Origin of the sequence: Pseudodesulfovibrio mercurii (assembly GCF_000189295.2) — a bacterium.
GTDB lineage: Bacteria > Desulfobacterota > Desulfovibrionia > Desulfovibrionales > Desulfovibrionaceae > Pseudodesulfovibrio > Pseudodesulfovibrio mercurii.
In genome coordinates, this window is the sequence record NC_016803.1 from 2,882,677 (window position 1) to 2,903,502 (window position 20,826).

The following is a 20,826-nucleotide window of genomic DNA, read 5'->3' on the forward strand; positions in this document are numbered from 1 at the left end:
CTCCTTTTCCTAAACTTTTTGGCGCCGCTTCGCGGGGTGTCCCCGGTGCGCGGCTTTCGATAGCCTGGCGACGTGCGTCAGCCTCAAGAAAAAAGGCAAGCTCTAGAAAAAAGACACAGATGGCCACACCGCACGGCCTCCGCGAAGCGGCGATAAAAAGTTCTGGAAGGGGAGTCCAGAGGGGGAACCTCTTTCAAGAGGTTCCCCCTCTGGCCGCCGGAGGCATTCCTCTCAGCCTGTCGGAATGCCGGTTATTCCAGGGGCGAGGGACTTTCCTCGCCGATCAGCTTTTCCAGTCGTTGCCGGATCATGCGGATGTGCAGGCGCAGGGAGTAGATGTAGTCGGTGTAGGACAGGGGCACGGAGGTTTCGAGGACGAGGCGGTCCATTTTTTCGAGTTGGGCGAGCATGTCCACGGCCTCGGCCGGGTCGGTCAGGTCGTAGGCGTGCATGTCCAGTTTCTTGAGCTGCTTGTACCATTTGAAGATGCGCCGCCGGATCTGCCAGCGGTAGGCGGGCGGGGTGATCTTGAACAGCGGGAAGAGCAGGGTCAGCAGCGGGATGAGCAGGATCTTGAGCCGTTCCACGGTGATGGCCGCCTGGAAGGGCAGGTAGCGCATGAGGAAGGGCGGGCCGGACTTGTAGAAGTTCCGGGCCTCGTCGCTCAGGGGGAAGAGCACGGCCTGGGCGTTGGGGAACTGGTTCGCGGCGGCGAACATGTCGCCCTTGCCGTGGACCTTGGCCGCGGCCAGGAGGAAGAGGTAGCGCAGGGCCGGGTGCAGGTCGTCGCGGATGACCAGGTTGGCCGAGGGCGCGAGCAGGGTCACGTCATGGGCGGGCAGGTCGCGCATGAGGTCGATGCCGCCCTGGGGCAGGGTCAGTTTCTCCAGGTAGCGGTGGGTGCGCGCGTAGGTCTCGGCCCGGTGGAAGGAGTACAGGTTCACCTGTTTGTGCGCCTCGCTCAGGGTGCGCACGGCCTGGGAGTTGACTCCGGCGATGACGAACAGGGCGTCGATCTTGCGGTCGAGCAGGTCGGGCACGGCCAAGTCCGTGCCTTCGGCCATGAGCAGGGCGGTTTCCGGGGTGACGCCGTTCTCGTCGAGCAGTTGGCGGACCAGGTGGCTGGTGCCGCTGCCCTCGGCCCCGACCGCGACGCGGCGGCCCTTGAGGTCGGCCAGGGTCTTGAGCCGGAGGCGCTTGGAGGTGAACAGCCAGACCGGCTCGTAGTACAGGGAGCCGAGGCTCTCCAGGTCCGGGTGTTCCTCGGGGGTGGTGATGCCGCCCTGCATGAACGCGGCCTGGACCCCGGCGTCCGGGTTTTCGAGGATGGCCAGGTTGTCCATGGACCCCTTGGAGGTGCGCACCTCGAGCTCGAAGCCGTGTTCCTTGAAAAACTCGGCGTACTGCTTGGCGAAGGCGTAGTAGGCCCCGCCCTCGCCGCCGGTGACCATGACCACCTTGTCTGGGGGCAGGGGCTTGACGAACTGGAAGGTCACCCACAGTGCCAGGGCGAGCACGCCCAGGGCCGCGCCGTAAATAAGGAACGACATGAGCACGTGGGAGCGCAGGAATTTGACGAGGCTGTTCAGATATGGATTTCGCATGAGGATAGAATGTAGAGAAAAGCCGTTCCAGCGGCAAGACGGCAAATGCAGTTTTCGGCACATCGTCACCGATCCGGTACGCGCGGCCTCCTTGCGAAGTGCGGGAAATATGGGTAGGGATGGAGGAGTGTTGGAGTTTTCCGCCACGCAACCCGGACCGGAAAGGCCATGCCCAGGCTCAAGACGCTGCTCATCCACCCCGACCCCGAGGTCCGCACGGCCCTGCGCGACGTGCTCGAGGAGGTCCCCTTTGTCCAGGTCCTGGGCGAGGCGGTCTCGGCCTTCGAGGCGCTCGAACTGCTCGAGGCCATCCCCTACGGGGTGTTCTTCGTGGGCGTGGAGCTGCCGGGCGGGGCGAGCGGCATCGAGATGGCCCAGATGCTCGCCGGGCGCAGGAACAAGCCCGCCCTGGTGTTCATCTCCGGGTCCGAGACCCAGGCCTACGCCGCCTTCGAGCTGGGGGCCACGGATTACCTGCTCTGGCCGCCCGCGCCGGGACGCATGGCCCGGACCATGGACCGCATCCAGACCTTCAAGACGCGCTTCCGCGAGGTCCCGCCCCCGGTGCCCTATCCCGAAGACCCGGACGACGAGCCGGACGAGGACGGCGAGCAGACCGTGAAGCTGCCCCTGCCCGAGGAGGAGCAGGATTCCTTCCTGGCCGCGCTCCAGGCCGCCTGGGACCAGACCACCGGGCGCAGGCCCGAGATCGACAAGCTGGCCGTGAACCAGGACGGCCGGACCATCCTCATCCCCTACGACCAGATCATCTTCGTCGAGGCCTTCGAGGACTATTCCTACGTGCACACGGCCAACCAGAAATTTCTCTCCTCCTACCGGCTCAAGAACCTGGAGGACCGGCTCGGGCCGCACCGCTTCTTCCGCGTGCACCGCAAGTACCTGGTCAACCTCGACATGGTCACCGAGATCGCGTCCATGCCCGGCTCCAACTTCATGTTGCGCACGGCCGGACGCACGCGCATCGAGCTGCCCATCAGCCGGCGGCGCATCGCCGAGCTGAAGAAGATCATCGGGCTGTGAGGAGAGGGGTTCGACATCCGGGCCGGGCCGTGGCGGACGGTCCGACCGTTCAACCCGTCCCTGCGACCGCTGGCCGAATAAGCCGGGAGTTGCGGGACGGACGTGCTATGAATGAGGCTCGCAAAATCGGGTTTCCCGGTTGATCCTGCGAGGAGGACATATGGACCAGTCAGGCGCAATAGACAATTTACTGCAGGAGGAACGGGTCTTTCGCCCGCTCCCGCAATTGGTCATCGAAGCCAACGTCAATCCCCAGGAGCTGGAGGGGGCGCGCAGGTTCGCGGCCATGGACCCGGCCGGGTACTGGGAGGAGGCCGCCGACGAGCTGGACTGGTTCAAGAAGTGGGACCAGGTCCTGGACGACAAGGACGCGCCCTTCTACCGCTGGTTCCCCGGCGCGCGCTGCAACATCGTCTACAACGCCCTGGACCGGCACATCGAGACCGCCAACAAGAACAAGCTCGCGCTCATCTGGGAAGGGGAGCCGGGCGACCAGCGCAAGTACACCTATTTCGAGCTCTACCGCGAGGTCAACCGCTTCGCCAACGCCCTGCGGAGCTTGGGCGTGCGCAAGGGCGACCGCGTGATCATCTACATGCCGCCCCTGCCCGAGACGGTCATCGCCATGCTCGCCTCGGCCAAGATCGGCGCGGTGCACTCCGTGGTCTTCGCCGGGTTTTCGGCCAAGGCCCTCAGAAAACGCATCAACGACGCCCAGGCCAAGCTGCTGATCACCTCGGACGGCTTCTACCGCAACGGCCGGATCATCAGCCTCAAGGAGACCGCGGACGAGGCCCTGGTCGGGGCCTGCGCCGACTGCGTGGAGGCCATGGTCGTGGTCCGGCGCTGCAACATCCACGTGGACATGGTCGACGGCCGCGACTTCCAGTACGAGGACCTGGTCCGCCAGGAGCGCAACGAGGCCCCCACCGAGGTCATGGACGCGGACGACCCGCTCTTCCTGCTCTACACCTCCGGGACCACGGGCACGCCCAAGGGCGTGGTCCACTCCCACGCGGGCTACATGGTCGGCGTGCACCGCACCCTGACCACGGTCTTCGACATCAAGCCCACGGACATTTTCTGGTGCACGGCCGATCCCGGCTGGGTCACGGGCCACTCGGCGGGCATCTACGGCCCGCTCATGGCCGGGACCACCTCGGTCATGTACGAGGGGCACCCCAACTACCCCCAGGCCGACCGCCTGTGGTCCGTGGTGGCCAAGTACGGGGTGACCATCTTCTACTCCGCGCCGACCATGATCCGCATGCTCATGCGCTTCGGCACCCAGTATCCCAAGCAGCACGACCTCTCGTCCCTGCGTCTGCTCGGCTCCGTGGGCGAACCCATCTCGCCCGAGGCGTGGATCTGGCTGTACAAGAACATCGGCCGCTCCGAATGCCCGGTGCTCGACACCTGGTGGCAGACCGAGACCGGCATGTTCATGATCTCGCCCCTGCCCATCTCCGTGCTCAAGCCCGGCTCCGTGACCAAGGCCCTGCCCGGCGTGGAGGTGGACGTGGTGGACAGGGACGGCAAACCCGTGCCGCCCGGCAAGGGCGGGCTGCTCGTGGTCACCCAGCCCTGGCCGTCCATGATGACCGGCCTGTGGAACGACGACGACCGCTACAAGGAATACTGGACCCGGATTCCCGGCGTCTATTACGCGGGCGACGTGGCCCGCAGGGACGAGGACGGCTACATCTGGATTCAGGGTCGCGCCGACGACGTCATCAACATCGCGGGCCACCGCATCGGCTCGGCCGAGCTGGAGGCCGCCTTCGGCGTGCACCCGGCCGTGAACGAGTGCGCGGTCATCGGCGTGCCCGACCAGATCAAGGGCGAGGCCGCCAAGGCCTTCGTCCTGCTCAACGACGGTTTCCAGCCGGGCGACGAACTGATCAAGGAACTGAAAAAGACCATCCGCAACGAACTCGGCCCTGTGGCCGTCATCAAGTCCATCGAGTTCCGCGACTCCCTGCCCAAGACCCGGTCCGGCAAGCTCATGCGCCGCGTGCTCAAGGCCGAGGAAAACGGTTTTGAGTTAGGCGACCTGACAGGATTGGACGAGGATTGATACGGAGGGCGGCTTCCGATAGCGGCTCATCTGCACATTTTTTCCGAGGGTGTGGCCTTCGGAAGTGAAGCGGCTTCCGATAGCGGGCCATCTGCACATTTTTTCCCGGGGGCTTCCATCCTCACGTATGCCGCAATACGCTGCGGTGAAAGCCCCCAGGAAGAAAATGCACAGCTGACCCACTCTCGAAAGCCTATTCCGAGGGCGAGAGTGCGTCGGGTGAGAGCCGCTGTCGGGTGGCTGCGCCGCCCGAATCGCTCCAGGGAAGATGAAGACAGGGCCTTTGACTCGGTGGTGGGTCGGAGGCCTTTTGTTATGAATTGCCCCGCGAAGCGGCGATAAAAAGTTTGGAAGGGGGGTCCAGGGGGGAAACTTTTTCAAAAGTTTCCCCCCTGGCCGCCGGAGGCATTCTTGCTTCTACAGGCCCAGATTCTGGTTGATCAGGATCACCTTGATCCGGCCTTTGGGCCAGCTCTTTTCGGTGATCGTCCAGACGTTGCAGATGCGCTCCGGGGAGTTGCAGTCCATGCACCGGCCGGTCTTGGCGCAGGGGGTTTTGGCGTGGTGGCGGGCCGCGTTCCGGGGGGCGGCGATCTCGCGGACGCGGCGGCGGGCGGCTTCCTCGTGATCCACGATCTTGTTCACGCCCACGGTCAGGATGACGTGTTCCGGGCCGAAGACGATGCCGCCCACGCGGTTGCCGACCATGTCGAGGTTGACCAGCTTGCCGGTGCGCGTGACCGCGTTGGTGCCGGTCAGGAACAGGTCGGCTGTCAGGGCCCGTTTCCGCCGCCGGATGATCTCGGGCCGGTCCACGCCTTTTCCGAAGGTCTCGATGAACTCGATGGCCGGGTCGGTGCGCAGCGCGTCGAGCACGCCGGTGGCGGCCAGGGTCATGGAGTCGCCGAAGGACACCACCCTGGGGGCGATGTCCGGCAGCAGCTCGCAGAGGATGAGTTCCCTGGCCCCGGCCGCGTCGGGCGCGGAATAGGCCTTGAAGCCGTTGGTCCGGAGCGCCTCCATGGTCTCCCTGAGTATGTCGCCGTGCATGGTTCCCCTCCCGGGTGGTTGTTCGGGCAGTACAGCCCAGGGACGCGGGGATTGCAAGCCGTTTGTCCGGGGTCGGCTTGCGCGGAACCGGGGGAAAGGATAGGCTTTTAGCCATGACCCGCATCGCCATCATGTCCGACGTGCACGGCAATTTCGAGGCCCTGAGGGAGGTCCTGGCCGACCTCGACGCCCACCCCGTGGACGCGGTTTATTGCCTGGGCGACATGATCGGGTACGGGCCGCAGCCCCAGGAGTGCGCGGACCTGTTGCGCGAGCGCGGGGTGCGGTGCACCATGGGCAACCATGAACAGGGATTGATCAACATCATCTACCTGCGCGGCTTCAACCAGCCCGCCGCCGACGTGTTGCGGCGCACCCGCGAGATGATCGACGAGGCCACCTATCAGTGGCTGATCACCCGGCCCAAGGCCATCGTGGAGCACGGCTGCCGTTTCGTGCACGGGCTGCCGCCGGACTCGGTCACGGAATACCTGTGGAAGTACCGGGACGAGATGGCCGGGGTCTTTTCGCGCTACGGCGAGGACGTCTGTTTCGCGGGCCACACCCACGACCTGATGCGCTTCACCTCGCGGCGGGGCGACATCGGGCGGTTTCCCCTGCCCGAGGGCTACACCCCGCTTGCCCCGGACCGCCGCCACCTGGTCAACATCGGGTCCGTGGGCCAGCCGCGCGACGGCGACAACCGGGCCAAGTACGGCCTGTTCGACCTGGACTCCCGGGTCCTGACCATGCGTTTCATCCCCTACGACATCAAGAAGACCGCCGACCTGATCGTGGCCAGGGGCTTCCACCGGGGCTTCGCCGACCGGCTGTGGTAGCCCGGCCCCTCTTGTGAAATGGAAAGCCCCCGCGCACGACTGCGCGGGGGCTTTTGCTTTCGGGCCGGGCGCGGGGGCCGGGGTCAGCGGACCAGGACCTCCACCCGCCGGTTGCGCGGCTCGGACCTGCCGTCCGGGGTGGGGATGAGCGGGTTTTCCTCGCCGTGGGAGGTCATCTCGATGATGTCCTCGGGCATGCCGCCCTTGACCAGCAGGTCGCGGACCTTTTCCGCGCGGCGCACGGACAGGTCGTAGTTGTACTGCTTCTCGCCCAGGGTGTCGGTGTGGCCGACGACCGACACGTCGCGGGAGGAGCGGCTGCGCCAGCTCTCGAGAATGTCCGGGAGGAGGGCCTTGGACTCGTCCGTGAGCCGGGTGGAGTCGCTGTGGAAGTGCAGGATGAAGCGGGCCGTGGGCAGGGGCTGGGCGGCCATGGCCGCGCCGAACTCGGACTGGACCTCGGCCTCGCTCAGGGTGGTCACCCTGGTGGTCCCGGTGACGGCCTGGTTGGCCTGGGTCAGGGTGGCGGTCCTGCCGCCTTCGGAGGTGACCGTGACCTCGCCCACGTGGCCGTCCAGGTCGGGCAGCAGGACGATGGTCTGGCCGCCGCCGCAACCGGCGAGCCACAGGCAGGCGGCGAGGATCATGGCGAATTTCTTCATGGCGCGCTCCTAATCGACCTTGATCAGGAACCGGGTGCCCCGGATTCCGATGGTGGACAGGGGGGTCTCGACGGCCATGCTCCCGGGCGAGAGCTTGGCGATCCGGCCGGAGATGAACTGGACCGTGCCCTTGTTCACCCTGGTCAGGAAGTCGAGATTTTCATGGGCCGGGTCGAAGACGAACCTGTCGATGGTCACCCTGGAGCCGGGGCCCAGGGAGAGGAGCGTGTCGTCGCGGAAGATCACGCCCAGGGTGGCGTCCTTGCCGGTGATCAGGGTGTCGCCCTCAAGCAGGGGGTCGCCGACCACGGCGGGTTTTTGCTCGGTCATGCGTTCCACCAAGGCCTCGCCGGTCGCGGTCTTGATGGTTCCCACGACCTGGGCGCGGTCCACGGCCCCGGCCGGTCGGACCGGGCAGCAGCAGAACAGGAGAACAAGGGCCGCGATGACGGCCCACGGACGTCCGCCGCGATGCGGTCGGCCGTCGGGCGTTGAGGTTCGGGCTGTGTGCATGGGCGAAACCTCCGGGCATTGTGCTGCAAAGAGTACGATCTTATTTTTCTATAAGCCCTATCTCTTTTGAATGTCTACATCTATTGTAATCGTCGTTTATTTCCTACCGATTTTATCATGATTTTCTATGTCGGCCTCTTGACACCTATACCCGGTATGGGTATATCGCAATCAAAGGCCCCTACCGGGTACAGGTTATAATGTCCAAGGATTTAAACAGACCATATGGTCTGTAAGAGTGTGAAAACCGTTTGTCGAATGTGCAACACGTCAACTTTGGAGGGAGCATGAAAAGCAAGCTCGTCCTGGCCGTGGCAACGGCCCTGATCACCGTCTTCGCCGTGTCCATGGCCTTTGCCATGGGCGGTGGCAACGCCCGCAAGGGCAAGTTCCTGTACCGCAAGAACTGCCGTTCCTGTCACGGCACCACCGCCAGCGACATGAGCCCGGCGGACAAGACCCAGGCCGAATGGACGGCCCTGTTCTCCGACACGGGCAAGATCAAGTGCAGCCCGGACTGGACCGTCAACGAAAAGGACCTGAACGACATCTTCACCTACCTGCACGACTACGCCAAGGACTCCCCGTCCCCGGCCAAGTGCAGCTAGGGCAGTGCGGCCATGGCCGCGCCGGGTGTATCCGGCGCGGCCCATGCGCCCTCGGGGAGGAGACCAGGGCGCAGCTCGACACAAACGGTTCCGCCCGCCCGAGCCGGGAAGCGGGGCGGGGGGAACCCCATCCGACGACAGTGCGGACAGTTGGAGGTACATAGTGCCCAGTGCAAAGCAGACGATGTCCCGTCGCGATTTCTTCCGGGCCTCCGGCCTGGTGGCGGCAGGGGCCTTGGGCGGCCCGGCCCTGCTCGGCGGCCTGAAGAAGGCCCATGCGGCATCGCCGGCCAAGCCCGCCTGGGATTCCAGGTTTTCGGCTTGCGACATGTGTTTCAACAAGTGCGGGCTCATCGCCCGCGTCGAGGACGGGGTGGTCACGAAGCTCGATCCCAACCCCAAGTTCCTCAAGTCCCGAGGTATGCTCTGCGCGCGTGGCAACGCGGGCCTGGCCCAGGTCTACGACCCGGACCGCCTCAAGCACCCCCTGCTCAGGAAGGGCGCGCGCGGCGAAGGCAAGTGGCAGCGCATCCCCTGGGACGAGGCCCTGGACATGGCCGCGGCCAGGATGGCCGAGGTCCGCGACAAGTATACCCCCTGCGGCCACCTGTTCACCGCGGGCACGGACCTGCACTCGCAGTTCGTGGGCCGGTTCGCCGAGGTCTACGGCTCGTTCAACGTGACCTCGCACGAATCCCTGTGCCTGGTCTCGGGCAGCCGCGCCTTCCTCGACACCTTCGGCGAGGTGCCCTTCGCGGACGTGCTCAATTCCAAGTACATCCTGATGGTCGGGGCCAACCGCTTCGAGGCGCTGGTCACCCCGGACTCCATCGATCTGATGACCGCCATTCGCGAGAACGGCTGCAAGCTGGTCACGCTCGATCCGCGCTACACCAAGACCGCGGCCCTGTCCCACGAGTGGTATCCGGTCAGGCCGGGCACGGACATGGCCTTCATGCTCGCGCTGGCCCACGTGATCATCAACGAGAAGCTCTACGATCCCGCGTGGATCGCGGAGAAGACCTACGGCATGGAGCAGCTCACGGCCCACGTGCAGCAGTACACGCCCGGCTTCGCGGCCGAGCAGTGCGGCATCCCGGCCGAGGCCATCACCCGCATGGCCCGCGAGCTGGCCGCGGCCGCCCCGGCCTCCATGGTCTACCCCGGCCGCCGCACCTCGGACTACGAGGACTCCACCCAGATCCGGCGCAGCTTCGCCATCGTCAACGGGCTGCTCGGCAACTGGGACAGGCCCGGCGGACTGCTGGCCGCGCGCCAGGTGGGCCTCAAGGGCGTGTCCTATGACGCCCCGTGGTACGACGAGAACAAGGAGGACCGCATCGACGCGGGCAAGGTGCCCATGATGTTCGAGCACGAGGGGTCCTTCCTGGTCACCCGCGACTCGGTCCTGGCCGACGATCCATATCCCATCCGGGGCTGGTTCATCTACAAGACCAACCCCATGGGCACGGCCCCCAACCGGAAGAAGACCATCGAGATGATGAACAAGATGGACTTCGTCACCGTGGTGGACATCGCCATGTCCGACACGGCCTGGATGGCCGACCTGGTCCTGCCGTCCCAGTCCTACCTGGAGCGCGAGGACCCGTGTTCGGGCCTTCAGGGCTCAGTGGCCTGCGCCTGCGTCATCAAGCGCGACCCGGTCATCGCCCCCATGTACGAGTCCCGGTCCCTGTTCGACATCATGAAGGGCATCGCGGGCCGCCTGGAGCTGGGCGAGTACTTCGACTTCACCATCGACGAGTACCGCCGGCAGCAGACCCGCGAGATTCCCGAGGCGCTCGGCGTCATGGACCGCGACGGCGTGTACTACAACCCGTCCAAGGTCTACGGCATCTACGACGGGCGCATCTACAAGACCCTGTCCAAGAAGGTCGAGCTGTACAACCAGCGCTACGAGCAGATGGGCATCGACCCGCTGCCCAACTACACGCCCCCGGCCGGGCCGCCCGAGAACCGCTTCCGCATGGTCCTCGGCCGCAACGCCATGATCACCCAGACCTCCACGGCCAACAACGCGCTGCTGCACGAGTTCCTGCCCACCAACACCCTGTGGCTGAACACCGAGGCCGCCGGGAAGCTGGGCATCGGCGACGGCGACCTGGTCGAGGTCTCAAGCCCCGTGGGCAGCCAGGAGCTCAAGGCCGAGGTCACGGACAAGATCCGCCCGGACACCGTGTACATGCTCTCGGGGTACAACACCCTGTCCACCATGCAGCATCTGTCCCACGGCAACGGGGCGTCCATCAACGATCTGCTGGACGACGACTACGACGCCGTCACCGGCAACGCGTCCATGCACACGACCTTTGTCACCGTAACAAGGAAGGTGGCGTAATGGCACAGCAACTCGCCATGGTCATCGATGCGGCCAAGTGCATCGACTGCAAGGGGTGCGTGGCCGCCTGCAAGGTGGCCAACAACGTGCCCGAGGGCCAGTTCCGCAATTGGATCAAGCACGCCGACGTTCCGGTCATGCCCGGCATCGCCGGGGCCAAGGCCCGGTTCCAGCCGGGGGCGTGCATGCACTGCGAGAACCCCACCTGCGTGACCGCCTGTCCCACGGGCGCGACCTACAAGGACCCGGAGACCGGGGTGGTCGTCATCGACGAGACCCTGTGCATCGGCTGCGGCAACTGCATTCCGGCCTGTCCCTACGACGCCCGGTTCCGCAACCCGGTCACGCGCAAGGCGGACAAGTGCAACTACTGCCCCGAGCGGCGCGCCGCCGGGCTGCCCCCCGCCTGCGTGGACACCTGTCCGACCAAGGCGCGGGTCTTCGGCGACATCAACGATCCGACCAGCGCGGCGGGCATCCTGTACCGCAAGAACCAGGAGCGGCTGACCCGCGTGGCGGCCCGGACCGACACCAAGCCGAACATGTACTATATCGGCGACCCCGGCCCCGAGGCCTGGGGGCGCGAGGCCGTGGTCCCCGCGTCCATGGTGGCCATGAAGGAGTCCGCGCCGTTCATCAAGGGCATCGTGGCCCTGTCCGGCCTGGGCGTCCTGGCCATGCTCGGCCGCCAGCTCTTCGCCGGTTCCGGCGACCCGCACGACAGCCACAAGGAGGACAGCGATGCCTAGCCGGACCTACAAGCGGCACGACCGCTCCGACATCTTCATCCACTGGTTCAACGCGGCCTGCTGGCTGCTGCTCCTGCTGACCGGCGTGGGGCTGATCCAGAACCCGGACGTGGACCCGTTCGGCTCGGGCTATCCGGCCTGGCTGCGCTCGGTGGTGGGCGGCGGGGGCAACCTGCTGGCCATCCACGAGTTCATCGGCCTGGCCTGGATCGCGGGCTTCGTCCTCTACCTGCTGGTCAACTTCAGGGGGGCCCGCTTCTTCCTGGCCGAGGTCTTCGCGGTCAGCCCGGCCCGTGACATGGGCTGGATGCTCAAGAAGATGGTCCTCATGACCCTGGGGCCCAAGGCTCTGAAGGCCGTGGGCGTCAGCCCGGACCTGCCGGACCAGGGGTACTACAACATGGGCCAGAAGGCCTTTGCCCAGGCCTCGGTGGTCGGCGGCGTCGTCATTGCCGCGACCGGCGTGATCATGTACCTGTCCGACCGCACCTTCGGGGCCGAGTCCACGGGCATGATCGGCTGGGCCGTGGCCCTGCACTTCATCAGTGTGGGGCTGGTCTTCGCGGGGCTGCTGGTGCACGTCTACATGGCGGCGGTGTCGCCCGAGGAGCGCCCCGGCTTCAAGTCCATGTTCACCGGCGTGGTCCCCGGCGACTACGCCCGGCATCACCACCGGCTTTGGTGGGAAAAGGTCAGAACCGAGCCCGAGCAGGGTTCGGAATAGCGACATAGAGGCATCCGCCCCGGCTGGGGAGCGGAAGAAACCAATCATCAGGAAGGGAGTTTATCATGCACAGGAAGTTGATTGCCGCGGCCATGCTGCTGGCGTTCGTCGTGACGGCCCTGGCCGTCCCGGCCATGGCCCAGGAGAAGCCGAAGTTCAAGCAGTTCCACTCCATCGTGGACTACAAGTTCGTGGCCCAGTATGCGAAGATGCCGCAGCCCAAGGGCGTCATGATCATCGACTCGCGGCCCTACAAGCCCAAGTACGTGGACGGCTACATCCCCACGGCCGTGTCCATCCCGGCCAGCCAGTTCGACAAGATGACCGACAAGCTGCCCAAGGACAAGGGCGAGCTGCTCGTCTTCTACTGCGGCGGCCTGGACTGTCCCCTGTCCCACAAGTCCGCCTTCGCGGCCGAGGCCCTGGGCTACACCAACGTCAAGGTCTACGCCGCCGGGTTCCCGGACTGGAAGAAGCACGCCCCGTATTCCTCCATCGGCCTGGAAAACCTCGCCGCGCGGATCAATGAGGGCGGCAACTACCTGCTCGTGGACGCGCGGCCCTACAAGAAGTTCCTGGAAGGGGCCATCCCGTCCGCCATCGGCATCCCCGAGCGCGACTTCGCGGCCAAGCGCGGCCTGCTGCCCGCCGACAAGGTCAACACCACGCTGATCTACTACTGCGGCGGCTACGCCTGCGCCCTGTCCCACAAGTCCGCGGTCATGGCCCGTTCGCTGGGCTACAAGAACGTGCTCGTGGCCGAGGCCGGCTACCCCGGCTGGAAGGAGATGTTCGGGGCCACGGACAGCGCCGTGGTCGCGGGCGAGGCCGAGGGCGCGGTGGACACCGAGTGGTTCCTGAAGACCATCAAGGAGAACCCGTCCGCCATCCTGCTCATCGACGTGCGCGATCCCGAGGAGTATGCGGCCGGTCACTTCCCGTCCGCCATCAACATGCCCGTGGACATGGTCGAGAAGCAGGCCAAGGAGATCCCCACGGACAAGCCCATCGTCTTCTCCTGCGCCTCGGGCGCGCGTGCGGGCGAGGCCTTCTACCTGTTCAAGGATCTGCGTCCGGACGTGGAAAAGGTCTACTACCTGGAGGCCACCAACTCGTTTGGCGGCGACAACAGCTACGAGGTCCATCCCAACAAGTAGGGATCGGCCATGGACGGCCGGGGTCGGCCCCGGCGTAAACACTGGGCGGGGAGCGCGTATGTCGAGAAACATCACCTGTATGGCATGGCTGCTCCTCGCCTCGTGCGTCCTGGCCGCCGCGCCCGCCCTGGCCGACGAGAACGAGGTCTGGTGGGCGTCGGCCCAGGTCGAGGCCGCGCGCGACGACTACCATCTGATCGACGATGACGGTCTGCGGAAACTGCTCGACGACAAGACGGACATGGTCCTGCTCGACGCCCGGGCGGACTACGAGTTCGAGGCCGGGCACATCCCCGGCGCGGTCAATCTGGAGTTCGACCTGGGCGACGACCTGAATCTCTCCCCGGAAAAGCGCCGGACCCTGGCCTCCCTCGTCGGGCCGGACAAGGACCGGCTGCTGGTCATCTACTGCCGGAGCTTCAGGTGACTGCGCAGCTCCATTGCGGCGCGCTGGGCAGCGCGTCTCGGCTACACCCGGATCTACCGGTACCCGGCGGGCTTCCACGGCTGGCGGGAGAGGCACCCCGACCGGATTGAGGGCAAGCCCGACGCGGTCCATGTCCTGGCCGTGGGCGACGACTTCCCCACCTGCCGGGTGGCGGTGCTCAATGGCGACGAGGACCGGAACTACCTGGAACTGCCCGAGGGGGCCAGGTTCCTGCAACTGTCCGAGCTCAAGGCGAGCTTCGTGCTCATCCAGCTGTACAACACCCTGTGCAACGACTGCGTGGCCGAGACCAAGATGCTGACGCGCTTCTTCAAGAAGGTCGAGGCGGACCCGGAGCTGGCCGGGACGCTCAAGATCATCGGCATCGGGGTGTACGACTCCAACCTGGCCGTGGTCCGCTTCCGCAAGCATTACGACGTGGCCTACCCGCTGTTCTCGGACAAGAGCGGGCAGATCTTCGAGTGCCTGGGCCAGGCCGAGCTGCCCCTGGCCTACCTGGTCCGGGCGCGGGGCGACGGCACGTGGCGCATCGAATTGATCAAGCGGGGATACTTCGAGCCGGACGAACAGTTCCTGGACGTGCTCCGCTCGGCGGTCAGGCTGCCGCCCAGGGACTAGCCCTCGGCCACGACCGGGAGCAGGGCCAGGATCAGGTCCGCCCCGGCCGAAAAGACCGGGTCGGGATCGGCCTGGGCCAGGGCGTCGCGGAAGCGGCCCACCCACGGGAGCATGACCTCGCCCGCGAACCGGGCCGCCTGGTCGGCGAACTCCGGGTCCCCGGACCAGCCCTCGGCGCAGAGGTGGAAGAGAAATTCCAGCTCCAGAGTCAGGTGGTCGGGCGGCTCGTTGGAGGGCAGCGAGATTTCGAGCCCGGCCTCGGCCAGGCGGTCGCGCATGGCCAGGGCGCTCCTGCCCATGGTCCGCCCCTCGGGGCCGTGGCAGGACTCGTACAGCGGGGCCGGGACGCCGCCCGGTCCGGCGATGAACAGGCGGACGTACTCCGCCTCCAGCGGCGAGAAGTTTTCGGCCTCGGCATAGGGGGCAAGCGCCTCGTCGAGGGCCGACAGGGGGTCGGCCGGGAAGCCGGGAATTTCCTGGACACGGTCGAGGAGTTCGGGCACTCCATGGGTGGCCAGTTCGGCCCACGCATGTTCGTCCGGCCCCCGAAATACGGAGACGCAGAGCTCCATCACATTGAGCAGAAAGAGTTTCGAGTGGGAAATGGACATGACTGGGACCCCCGGATATACTGCGAACGATACCCTACGACAGTACGGTAAAGAACACGGCAGGGCAATGGGAACATGGCCTGAGACAAAGGAGAACGAGATGGACGACCACCTGAGCGCCGAGGAACAGGCCCTGAAGAAGAACGTGTTGTCACGCATGAAGCGCATCGAAGGACAGGTGCGCGGCATCCAGGGCATGATCGAATCCGGCAAGGAGTGCCAGGACATCCTGGTCCAGGTGCGGGCCGTGCGCTCGGCCCTCCAGTCGGCCAACAAGCTGATCCTCAAGCGCTACCTGCTCAGGTGTTACGCCGAGTCCGTGGAGAGCGGCCAGGACGCCAAGGATTCCCTGGAAAAGTTCATCTCCGTGGTCACCGGCTTCATCGAAGGCTGACGTATCGAACAATCTGGAGCAACTGAATGAAAAAACTGTTTCTAGCACTGGCATTCGCCCTGCTTTTCTGCCAGCCCGTGGCCGCGAAGACCAACTACAACGTCTGCTTCCATTCCCTGGACGCGGACGTGGACGGCCGCATGTCCAAGGGCGAGTTTCTGGTGGCCTTTTCCGACGGCGACACCTCGGTCTTCGACCAGGCCGACGCCAACCACGACGGCTCGGTGACCCACGAGGAGTGGGAGGCCTACAAGGAAGCCCAGGGCTTCGAGGACCACGAGTAGCCGCACCCGCCCGGAATGACGAAGGGGGCGCCGTCCATCAGGACGGCGCCCCCTTCGTCGTTTCGGCGTCCCGCGTTCGGGCTATTCTCCCAGCCCCATGGCGCGCAGGAAGCCGGGGTCCTCGGTCCAGCCCTCGCGGACCTTGACCCAGAGCTCCAGGTGGACCTTCTGCCCGATGAGCTCGGCGATCTCCTGGCGGGCCTGGGAGCCGATGGCCTTGAGGTTCGCGCCCTGCTTGCCGATGATCATGCCCTTGTGGCTCGGGCGCGAGGTATAGATGACCGCGTTGATGACGACCATGTCCTCGCGGGAGTCCTCGTCCCACTGCTCGATCTCCACGGCCGTGGAGTAGGGCAGTTCCTGGCGCAGGGAATAGAACAGCTTTTCGCGGATGATCTCCGAGGCCATGAAGCGCAGGGGCACCGTGGAGATCTGGTCCTCCGGGAACATCTGCGGCCCCTCGGGGGTGTGCGCCAGGATGCGTTCGAGCAGCTCGTCCGTGCCCTTGGCCTTCAGGGCCGACACCGGCACGAACTCGGCCTCGGGCCACAGCTCGGCGAGCCGGGCCATGAACGGCAGGAGCTGATCCTTTTCCTTGATGCGGTCGATCTTGTTCACGGCCACCAGTACCGGGCGGCCCGCCTCGCCGACCGGCTTGACCAGCGGGGCGATCTCCTTGTCCAGGAGCTGCGGCTTGGCGCAGTACAGGGCCGCGTCCACCAGGACCACCACGGCGTCGGACGAGGCCAGGGCGTTCCAGGCCGATTCCAGCAGGAAGCGGTTCATCTTGCCGCGCAGCCGGTGCACGCCCGGCGTGTCCAGGAAGACCAGCTGCGCGTCGTCCGTGGTCAGGATGCCGCTGATGCGGTTGCGCGTGGTCTGCGGCTTGGGCGAGACGATGGCCACCTTCTGGCCGATGTAGGTGTTCATCAATGTGGATTTGCCCGCGTTGGGCGGCCCGATCAGGGCGATCATACCGAATTTGTGCATGCAGTTCCTTTACTGGTGTTCTTTGCCGGGCTTGCCGAACCGCTCCTCGGCGATGCGCACCTTCTCGACGATGCGGCGGTAGTAGTCGCCGGAGGTGTCCAGGGTCACCGGGCGGCGGCGCCGCTCGTTCATCTGCAGAATCATGACGTTCAACTTCTGCACCTGGCGGTACCGCTCCTGCTCGTCGTCCATATGTTCGAGCAGGTCGATGGCGCAGTTGATCTCCTTCTCCTCCAGGATGTCCGCAGGCAGATGCCCGGAACTCTTGAGGATTCTATAGGCCATGCGCAGGTCCGGCGGCAGGTTCGCGGCCTCGTCCGGCGCGAGCGGGCGGCCCATGCCTTCGAGGTCCTCGAATTTGCCCTCTTTTTCGGCCTTGCGGATGAGTTCCTCGGCGATCAGGGCCGTGACGTTGAACATGGGGGGGATTTTCCCACACTCCATAGGGGGAAGTCAAAGGGTGGATTGCCCCTGGGGCGGGGCAATCCATCCATGCGTTCATGGAAAGGGGAAAATGCGGAGAGAGCCGCTTTACGGGCTGCGCCCGCTTGCTCCGGGTCGCGCCTTGCGTCGCGCCCAGGAACGCGCCTGCGGCGCGAGAGCCGGGAGGGAGCTGCGCTCCTCCCTCCGAGAGCCGTCGTGCGGGGCTGCGCCCCACACATTGCTCCATGCCCTCCCGGCGGGGTCCATTTTTTTGCTGGCCCAAAAAAATAGACGAAAAAAAGGGCCTTGGGGGGTAGCACGGCCGCCCGGGGAGGGGTCGCAAGAATCCGATCCGCTCGGGGCGGCTCCATCTGATCAAAGGTATAGAGCGTCTCCCGGAGCGGGATGGTCCCTTTTGGGGGAGACCGCGCTTCGGCGAGACTGGAGCCGCCACCCCTTCGCGGTCGGCTTCTACGCGCCCCCTCCAGGGCTGTGACGGTGCGGGGAAGAGGTGCGGGGGGACGCGGCGGGGCGTGCTGGGGTGCGGGACAGAGAGCCGCTGTCGGGTGCCGGGGGCACCCGAATCGCTCCAGGGGGTGCGAGTTGGGGGAGTGTGGGCGGGGATGAGGGTTGAAAGTGGGAGTTTGCGTTGGAAGAGCCATGAAAGGGGGATGGGATGCGGTGAGCTTTTCTACTTCTCCCTCGACGCGTTTCACCTGAGTTCCAGTGTTGGTTTTTCAGGACCGCCGCCAAGGTGATTCGCCACAATCCCACAGTGCAAGCGCAGCCATTCTCCCGCATTGCCACACCCTTGTCGCGCCAGCGCGGCCAACCTTCCCGCACCCCACCTCTTCGTACCCGGCCATTGGCGTTGGCCCACTCCTCGCAGCCGAAGAGCGGTAATCGGCGGCGGACCCTAGAGCCCGTGTCCGGCGGCGGAAGCGCAGGTTTTATTGCGTCTGCGCAGCAGACTTTCCATCAAACCAGCGGGAGCCGCCTACGGGCTCTTGGGTCCGTCGGCGCGCGGCAGCACCGCAGCGCAGTTTTTGCTTCCTTTTTTCTGCGCCAGTAAAAAAGGAAGTCGCCGTAAAGGCGAAACACGATGTAGGGATGACACCCCAAAGTCTGGACGCGGATGCGCGGACAAATTCAAGGAGTTACTCCCTCCCGGCTCTCGCGCCGCAGGCGCATGCTTTGGAGCAAGCGCCGCAGACGCGCCGCTCTTATGCGTCGCGGCCGCCCGCCGCACCCCCAAAAAGGTGCGGCGGTCCATCCTGGGGGATGTCCGCCGCACCGGGGGTTGGGGAGCTTGTACTGTCTCTGGTCAGTCGATGATCGGTCCCGCGTACAGGTAGCGTCCGCTGCATTGCGAGTCCGCGCACACCGCCGCCCCGATGAGGTAGCGGGCGGCGTCGTCGGCAACGGTTCGCGACATGGGCAGCTCGATGAACCGGCCCATGTACCCGACCTCGACCGTGGACGGCGTCTCCGTGATCATGACCTCACCCCGGTCGATCACGGCCATCCCGGCCAGATGCGCCTCAGCCATTCGAATCACTTTGGAACGCATGGCAGCCCCTTGGTTTGGGGTGCATGGTATAGCATATTCGCTTTTTCGGCAATGCGGGCCGGAATCCGGCCGCTAGCGCCAGTAGATGCGCACCTTGCGGCGGCCGAATTCGCGCGCCGCCTTGACCCGTTTGCCGAAGTAGACGTCGATGCGCCGCCGGTACCGCCGGTTCATCTTGTCCATGACCAGGTAGGGGCCTTCAAACCCCTCGATCCAGATCTCCGCCTGGTTGTCCAGGCCGAGCGGGATCAGGTCGCGCGAGACGGCCACGGCCTTCATGCCGGGCTTGAGGCGGTTGTTCCAGGCGGCGCGGTGCGGGTCGCCGTCGGTCTGGGCGCGGGTGGAGTTGTAGGCCGTGACCGTGACCTCCAGGCTGTTCCATAACACCCGGTTGGGCTGGCTCATGCCGTAGCCCAGCAGGGCGAGCAGGGCGGCCGCGAGCAGGAGGATGAGGGCACGCTTCATTCATACCCTTGTAACCGGACGCGCGCCAATGGGCAAGCCGGGGCCAGACCGCCGCGATTCCTCCGGTTCCGTCAAGGTTCCCTTTGCCCGCCCCGATATCCCTGTGTTAGGGTCACGAGCAATGAATCCCGTCCACCGCCACAGCCGGACCCTCCGCCGGGCCGCGACCGGCCGTATCCCGCTCGCCGCGCTCCTGGCCGCGTGCCTCGGCCTGTGTCTGCTCTGGGCGACGCCGGGTCCGGCCCGTGGGCCCTACCGCATAGGTTACGCGCCGGGCGCGCACATCCACGTGGAGGCCATGGAACGGCTCAAGGCGGTCTACGGGCGGGCCGGGCTGCCTGTGGAGTTCGTGCCCCTGCCCCAGAAGCGCTCCCTGGTCCAGGCCGTGGACGGGGTCATCGACGGCGACGCCGGGCGCATTCCGGACCTGGATGTGCAATATCCCTCCCTGATCCGGGTGGACGTCAAGCTCCTGGACCTGAACGGGGCGGCCTACGTGGTCGGGAGGCAGCGGCTCGGGGACTACCGGCCGGAGCTGCTCGACGTCCTGCGCGTGGGCGCGGTGCGCGGGGTCCTCTGGGCCGAGAGGGTCATGGCCGGGCGTCGCCTGGAACAGGTCAACAATTACGAGACCCTGTTCGGCATGCTTCTGGAGGGGCGCATCGACATGGCCCTGGCCAGCAGGAGCAGCGCCGAGGTCGTCTTCAACGGCGATCGGGCGCGCTACGCCCGCATCCGCCGCCTGGACCCGGTCGTGTACCAGGTGCCGTTCTACCATTACGTGAACATGAAGAACGCGGACATCGTGCCGCTTCTCGAAAAGGCCCTCCGGGAACTGCGCGGCCGGGACTACTGGCACGACGGCGCTGCGCCGGACGGCCCGGCCCTGTCCGGGGACGCCGGTCAGCGGGCCAGGCAGTAGTCGGCGAACCGCTTGAGCAGGGAGGCGGAGTCCGGGGTGTCGCGCACCGTGGCCCGGATGGCGGCCGCGTCCCGGCCCGACGCCGTCAGGTCCGGCTCGCGCCGGGCGATGTATTCAAGGATGGCCGGGGCGTCGAACTCAGGATGGAACTGCACGCCCCAGGCGTTTTCGCCCACGCGGAAGGCCTGGTGCGGATCGTGGCTGCCCGTGGCCAGGAGCACGGCCCCCTCGGGCAGGCGCAACGCGGTCTGGGCGTGGGTCACGTGGCCCGGAAAGACCTCGGGCAGGTCGCGGAACAGCGGGTCTTCGCTCGATGCGCGGGTGCGGGTGATGTCCGCCGTGCCGATCTCCAGCCCGGCCGGATGGTAGTCGGCCCGGCCGCCCAGGGCATCGGCCATGAGCTGGTGGCCGAAGCAGATGCCGAACAGGGGCAGCCCGGCCTCCACGGCCCGGCGTACCCAGGCCGAGGTCTCCGCGATCCAGGGCAGGGCGTCCGTGACCATGTCGTGGGACCCGGTGATGACCGCGCCCGCGAACTCCGTGGGATCGGGCAGGGGTTCCCCGGCCTGCGCGTTGACGCTCGTCCAGCCGTGCTCGGCCAGCCCCATTCCGGCGGCGGCCCAGTCCTCGAAATCGCCGCGTTCGGCAGCGTAGTCGGCAAAGGTGCCGCCCGCCTTCACGATCAGTATCTTTTCCATTTTTGTCCCACGAAAATGTA

At 66.0% G+C, this 20,826-nt stretch carries 22 protein-coding genes; 12 read left to right on the forward strand and 10 right to left on the reverse strand.

From position 1 onward, the window contains the following. Nucleotides 1-251 precede the first annotated feature (251 nt). Nucleotides 252-1,604, reverse strand: coding sequence for a TAXI family TRAP transporter solute-binding subunit (locus DND132_RS13030; RefSeq protein ID WP_014323218.1), 1,353 nt, complete (start codon nt 1,602-1,604; stop codon nt 252-254). Between the two features lie 168 nt (nt 1,605-1,772). Here DND132_RS13030 and DND132_RS13035 point away from each other — a divergent pair, with 168 nt between their 5' ends. Both DND132_RS13035 and acs read left to right on the forward strand, forming a co-directional pair. Beyond that, nucleotides 1,773-2,645 carry a LytR/AlgR family response regulator transcription factor gene (locus DND132_RS13035; RefSeq protein WP_014323219.1) on the forward strand — a complete coding sequence of 291 codons (873 nt, stop codon included), beginning with the start codon at nt 1,773-1,775 and terminating at the stop codon, nt 2,643-2,645. 160 nt (nt 2,646-2,805) lie between these two features. Beyond that, the gene (gene acs, locus DND132_RS13040) at nt 2,806-4,722 is read left to right on the forward strand and encodes an acetate--CoA ligase (protein WP_014323220.1); all 1,917 of its coding nucleotides are present in this window, start codon (nt 2,806-2,808) and stop codon (nt 4,720-4,722) included. Nucleotides 4,723-5,139: 417 nt separating this feature from the next. Here the strand turns inward: acs and DND132_RS13045 are convergent, their stop codons facing one another. Next, complete coding sequence (locus DND132_RS13045; protein WP_014323221.1) at nt 5,140-5,772, reverse strand: lactate utilization protein; 633 nt, start codon at nt 5,770-5,772, stop codon at nt 5,140-5,142. A gap of 113 nt (nt 5,773-5,885) precedes the next feature. On the opposite strand from DND132_RS13045, the gene DND132_RS13050 reads away from it, so the two are divergent. Beyond that, on the forward strand, nt 5,886-6,611 hold the full coding sequence (locus tag DND132_RS13050; protein WP_014323222.1) for a metallophosphoesterase family protein: 726 nt from the start codon (nt 5,886-5,888) through the stop codon (nt 6,609-6,611). 83 nt (nt 6,612-6,694) lie between these two features. On the opposite strand, the gene DND132_RS13055 is transcribed toward DND132_RS13050, so the two are convergent. Both DND132_RS13055 and DND132_RS13060 read right to left on the reverse strand, forming a co-directional pair. Then, nucleotides 6,695-7,273 carry an OmpA family protein gene (locus DND132_RS13055; protein WP_014323223.1) on the reverse strand — a complete coding sequence of 193 codons (579 nt, stop codon included), beginning with the start codon at nt 7,271-7,273 and terminating at the stop codon, nt 6,695-6,697. A gap of 9 nt (nt 7,274-7,282) precedes the next feature. Further along, a complete protein-coding gene (locus DND132_RS13060) occupies nt 7,283-7,786 on the reverse strand; it encodes a FecR family protein (RefSeq protein WP_014323224.1) in 504 nt (167 codons plus the stop codon). A 287-nt stretch (nt 7,787-8,073) separates the two neighbouring features. Here DND132_RS13060 and DND132_RS13065 point away from each other — a divergent pair, with 287 nt between their 5' ends. From DND132_RS13065 to DND132_RS18880, 6 genes are all read left to right on the forward strand, one after another. Continuing rightward, a complete protein-coding gene (locus tag DND132_RS13065; RefSeq protein ID WP_014323225.1) occupies nt 8,074-8,394 on the forward strand; it encodes a c-type cytochrome in 321 nt (106 codons plus the stop codon). A gap of 184 nt (nt 8,395-8,578) precedes the next feature. After that, entirely contained in the window at nt 8,579-10,753 is a 2,175-nt protein-coding gene (locus DND132_RS13070; protein ID WP_190275286.1) for a molybdopterin-containing oxidoreductase family protein, read from the forward strand. Then, nucleotides 10,753-11,502 (forward strand): 4Fe-4S dicluster domain-containing protein, encoded by a 750-nt coding sequence (locus DND132_RS13075; RefSeq protein WP_014323227.1) that lies wholly within the window; start codon nt 10,753-10,755, stop codon nt 11,500-11,502. Before DND132_RS13070 ends, DND132_RS13075 begins: the two co-directional genes overlap by 1 nt. Then, entirely contained in the window at nt 11,495-12,226 is a 732-nt protein-coding gene (locus tag DND132_RS13080) for a formate dehydrogenase subunit gamma (RefSeq protein ID WP_014323228.1), read from the forward strand. The genes DND132_RS13075 and DND132_RS13080 overlap by 8 nt, the downstream gene beginning before the upstream one ends. A gap of 65 nt (nt 12,227-12,291) precedes the next feature. Beyond that, nucleotides 12,292-13,383: a rhodanese-like domain-containing protein gene (locus DND132_RS13085; protein WP_014323229.1), complete on the forward strand. Its 1,092-nt coding sequence runs from the start codon at nt 12,292-12,294 to the stop codon at nt 13,381-13,383. A gap of 58 nt (nt 13,384-13,441) precedes the next feature. Then, the gene (locus tag DND132_RS18880) at nt 13,442-14,449 is read left to right on the forward strand and encodes a rhodanese-like domain-containing protein (protein ID WP_014323230.1); all 1,008 of its coding nucleotides are present in this window, start codon (nt 13,442-13,444) and stop codon (nt 14,447-14,449) included. On the opposite strand, the gene DND132_RS13100 is transcribed toward DND132_RS18880, so the two are convergent. Continuing rightward, nucleotides 14,446-15,060 (reverse strand): TorD/DmsD family molecular chaperone, encoded by a 615-nt coding sequence (locus tag DND132_RS13100; RefSeq protein ID WP_014323231.1) that lies wholly within the window; start codon nt 15,058-15,060, stop codon nt 14,446-14,448. The genes DND132_RS18880 and DND132_RS13100 overlap by 4 nt on opposite strands. A gap of 100 nt (nt 15,061-15,160) precedes the next feature. On the opposite strand from DND132_RS13100, the gene DND132_RS13105 reads away from it, so the two are divergent. Both DND132_RS13105 and DND132_RS13110 read left to right on the forward strand, forming a co-directional pair. Beyond that, entirely contained in the window at nt 15,161-15,454 is a 294-nt protein-coding gene (locus tag DND132_RS13105; protein WP_014323232.1) for a metal-sensitive transcriptional regulator, read from the forward strand. 26 nt (nt 15,455-15,480) lie between these two features. Beyond that, on the forward strand, nt 15,481-15,738 hold the full coding sequence (locus DND132_RS13110; RefSeq protein ID WP_014323233.1) for an EF-hand domain-containing protein: 258 nt from the start codon (nt 15,481-15,483) through the stop codon (nt 15,736-15,738). Between the two features lie 81 nt (nt 15,739-15,819). On the opposite strand, the gene era is transcribed toward DND132_RS13110, so the two are convergent. The 4 genes from era to DND132_RS13130 form a co-directional block, all read right to left on the reverse strand. Next, a complete protein-coding gene (era, locus tag DND132_RS13115; RefSeq protein ID WP_014323234.1) occupies nt 15,820-16,728 on the reverse strand; it encodes a GTPase Era in 909 nt (302 codons plus the stop codon). Between the two features lie 9 nt (nt 16,729-16,737). Continuing rightward, nucleotides 16,738-17,148 carry a DnaJ family domain-containing protein gene (locus DND132_RS13120; RefSeq protein ID WP_014323235.1) on the reverse strand — a complete coding sequence of 137 codons (411 nt, stop codon included), beginning with the start codon at nt 17,146-17,148 and terminating at the stop codon, nt 16,738-16,740. A 1,327-nt stretch (nt 17,149-18,475) separates the two neighbouring features. Continuing rightward, on the reverse strand, nt 18,476-18,700 hold the full coding sequence (locus DND132_RS13125; RefSeq protein WP_148266999.1) for a hypothetical protein: 225 nt from the start codon (nt 18,698-18,700) through the stop codon (nt 18,476-18,478). A gap of 93 nt (nt 18,701-18,793) precedes the next feature. After that, nucleotides 18,794-19,186 (reverse strand): 3D domain-containing protein, encoded by a 393-nt coding sequence (locus tag DND132_RS13130; protein ID WP_014323238.1) that lies wholly within the window; start codon nt 19,184-19,186, stop codon nt 18,794-18,796. 121 nt (nt 19,187-19,307) lie between these two features. Here DND132_RS13130 and DND132_RS13135 point away from each other — a divergent pair, with 121 nt between their 5' ends. Next, on the forward strand, nt 19,308-20,108 hold the full coding sequence (locus DND132_RS13135) for a type 2 periplasmic-binding domain-containing protein (protein WP_014323239.1): 801 nt from the start codon (nt 19,308-19,310) through the stop codon (nt 20,106-20,108). On the opposite strand, the gene DND132_RS13140 is transcribed toward DND132_RS13135, so the two are convergent. Next, complete coding sequence (locus DND132_RS13140; RefSeq protein WP_014323240.1) at nt 20,090-20,806, reverse strand: glutamine amidotransferase; 717 nt, start codon at nt 20,804-20,806, stop codon at nt 20,090-20,092. The genes DND132_RS13135 and DND132_RS13140 overlap by 19 nt on opposite strands. Nucleotides 20,807-20,826: the final 20 nt, after the last annotated feature.

Coding starts and splice junctions, on each gene's coding strand:
- DND132_RS13130 (WP_014323238.1), bottom strand. CDS start 19,186: ATGAAGCGTGCCCTCATCCTCCTGCTCGCGGCCGCCCTGCTCGCCCTG.
- era (WP_014323234.1), bottom strand. CDS start 16,728: ATGCACAAATTCGGTATGATCGCCCTGATCGGGCCGCCCAACGCGGGC.
- DND132_RS13120 (WP_014323235.1), bottom strand. CDS start 17,148: ATGTTCAACGTCACGGCCCTGATCGCCGAGGAACTCATCCGCAAGGCC.
- DND132_RS13055 (WP_014323223.1), bottom strand. CDS start 7,273: ATGAAGAAATTCGCCATGATCCTCGCCGCCTGCCTGTGGCTCGCCGGT.
- DND132_RS13030 (WP_014323218.1), bottom strand. CDS start 1,604: ATGCGAAATCCATATCTGAACAGCCTCGTCAAATTCCTGCGCTCCCAC.
- DND132_RS13050 (WP_014323222.1), top strand. CDS start 5,886: ATGACCCGCATCGCCATCATGTCCGACGTGCACGGCAATTTCGAGGCC.
- DND132_RS13085 (WP_014323229.1), top strand. CDS start 12,292: ATGCACAGGAAGTTGATTGCCGCGGCCATGCTGCTGGCGTTCGTCGTG.
- DND132_RS13140 (WP_014323240.1), bottom strand. CDS start 20,806: ATGGAAAAGATACTGATCGTGAAGGCGGGCGGCACCTTTGCCGACTAC.
- DND132_RS13080 (WP_014323228.1), top strand. CDS start 11,495: ATGCCTAGCCGGACCTACAAGCGGCACGACCGCTCCGACATCTTCATC.
- DND132_RS13125 (WP_148266999.1), bottom strand. CDS start 18,700: ATGGCTGAGGCGCATCTGGCCGGGATGGCCGTGATCGACCGGGGTGAG.
- DND132_RS13060 (WP_014323224.1), bottom strand. CDS start 7,786: ATGCACACAGCCCGAACCTCAACGCCCGACGGCCGACCGCATCGCGGC.
- DND132_RS13110 (WP_014323233.1), top strand. CDS start 15,481: ATGAAAAAACTGTTTCTAGCACTGGCATTCGCCCTGCTTTTCTGCCAG.
- DND132_RS13135 (WP_014323239.1), top strand. CDS start 19,308: ATGAATCCCGTCCACCGCCACAGCCGGACCCTCCGCCGGGCCGCGACC.
- acs (WP_014323220.1), top strand. CDS start 2,806: ATGGACCAGTCAGGCGCAATAGACAATTTACTGCAGGAGGAACGGGTC.
- DND132_RS13035 (WP_014323219.1), top strand. CDS start 1,773: ATGCCCAGGCTCAAGACGCTGCTCATCCACCCCGACCCCGAGGTCCGC.
- DND132_RS13075 (WP_014323227.1), top strand. CDS start 10,753: ATGGCACAGCAACTCGCCATGGTCATCGATGCGGCCAAGTGCATCGAC.
- DND132_RS13070 (WP_190275286.1), top strand. CDS start 8,579: ATGTCCCGTCGCGATTTCTTCCGGGCCTCCGGCCTGGTGGCGGCAGGG.
- DND132_RS13045 (WP_014323221.1), bottom strand. CDS start 5,772: ATGCACGGCGACATACTCAGGGAGACCATGGAGGCGCTCCGGACCAAC.
- DND132_RS13105 (WP_014323232.1), top strand. CDS start 15,161: ATGGACGACCACCTGAGCGCCGAGGAACAGGCCCTGAAGAAGAACGTG.
- DND132_RS13100 (WP_014323231.1), bottom strand. CDS start 15,060: ATGTCCATTTCCCACTCGAAACTCTTTCTGCTCAATGTGATGGAGCTC.
- DND132_RS13065 (WP_014323225.1), top strand. CDS start 8,074: ATGAAAAGCAAGCTCGTCCTGGCCGTGGCAACGGCCCTGATCACCGTC.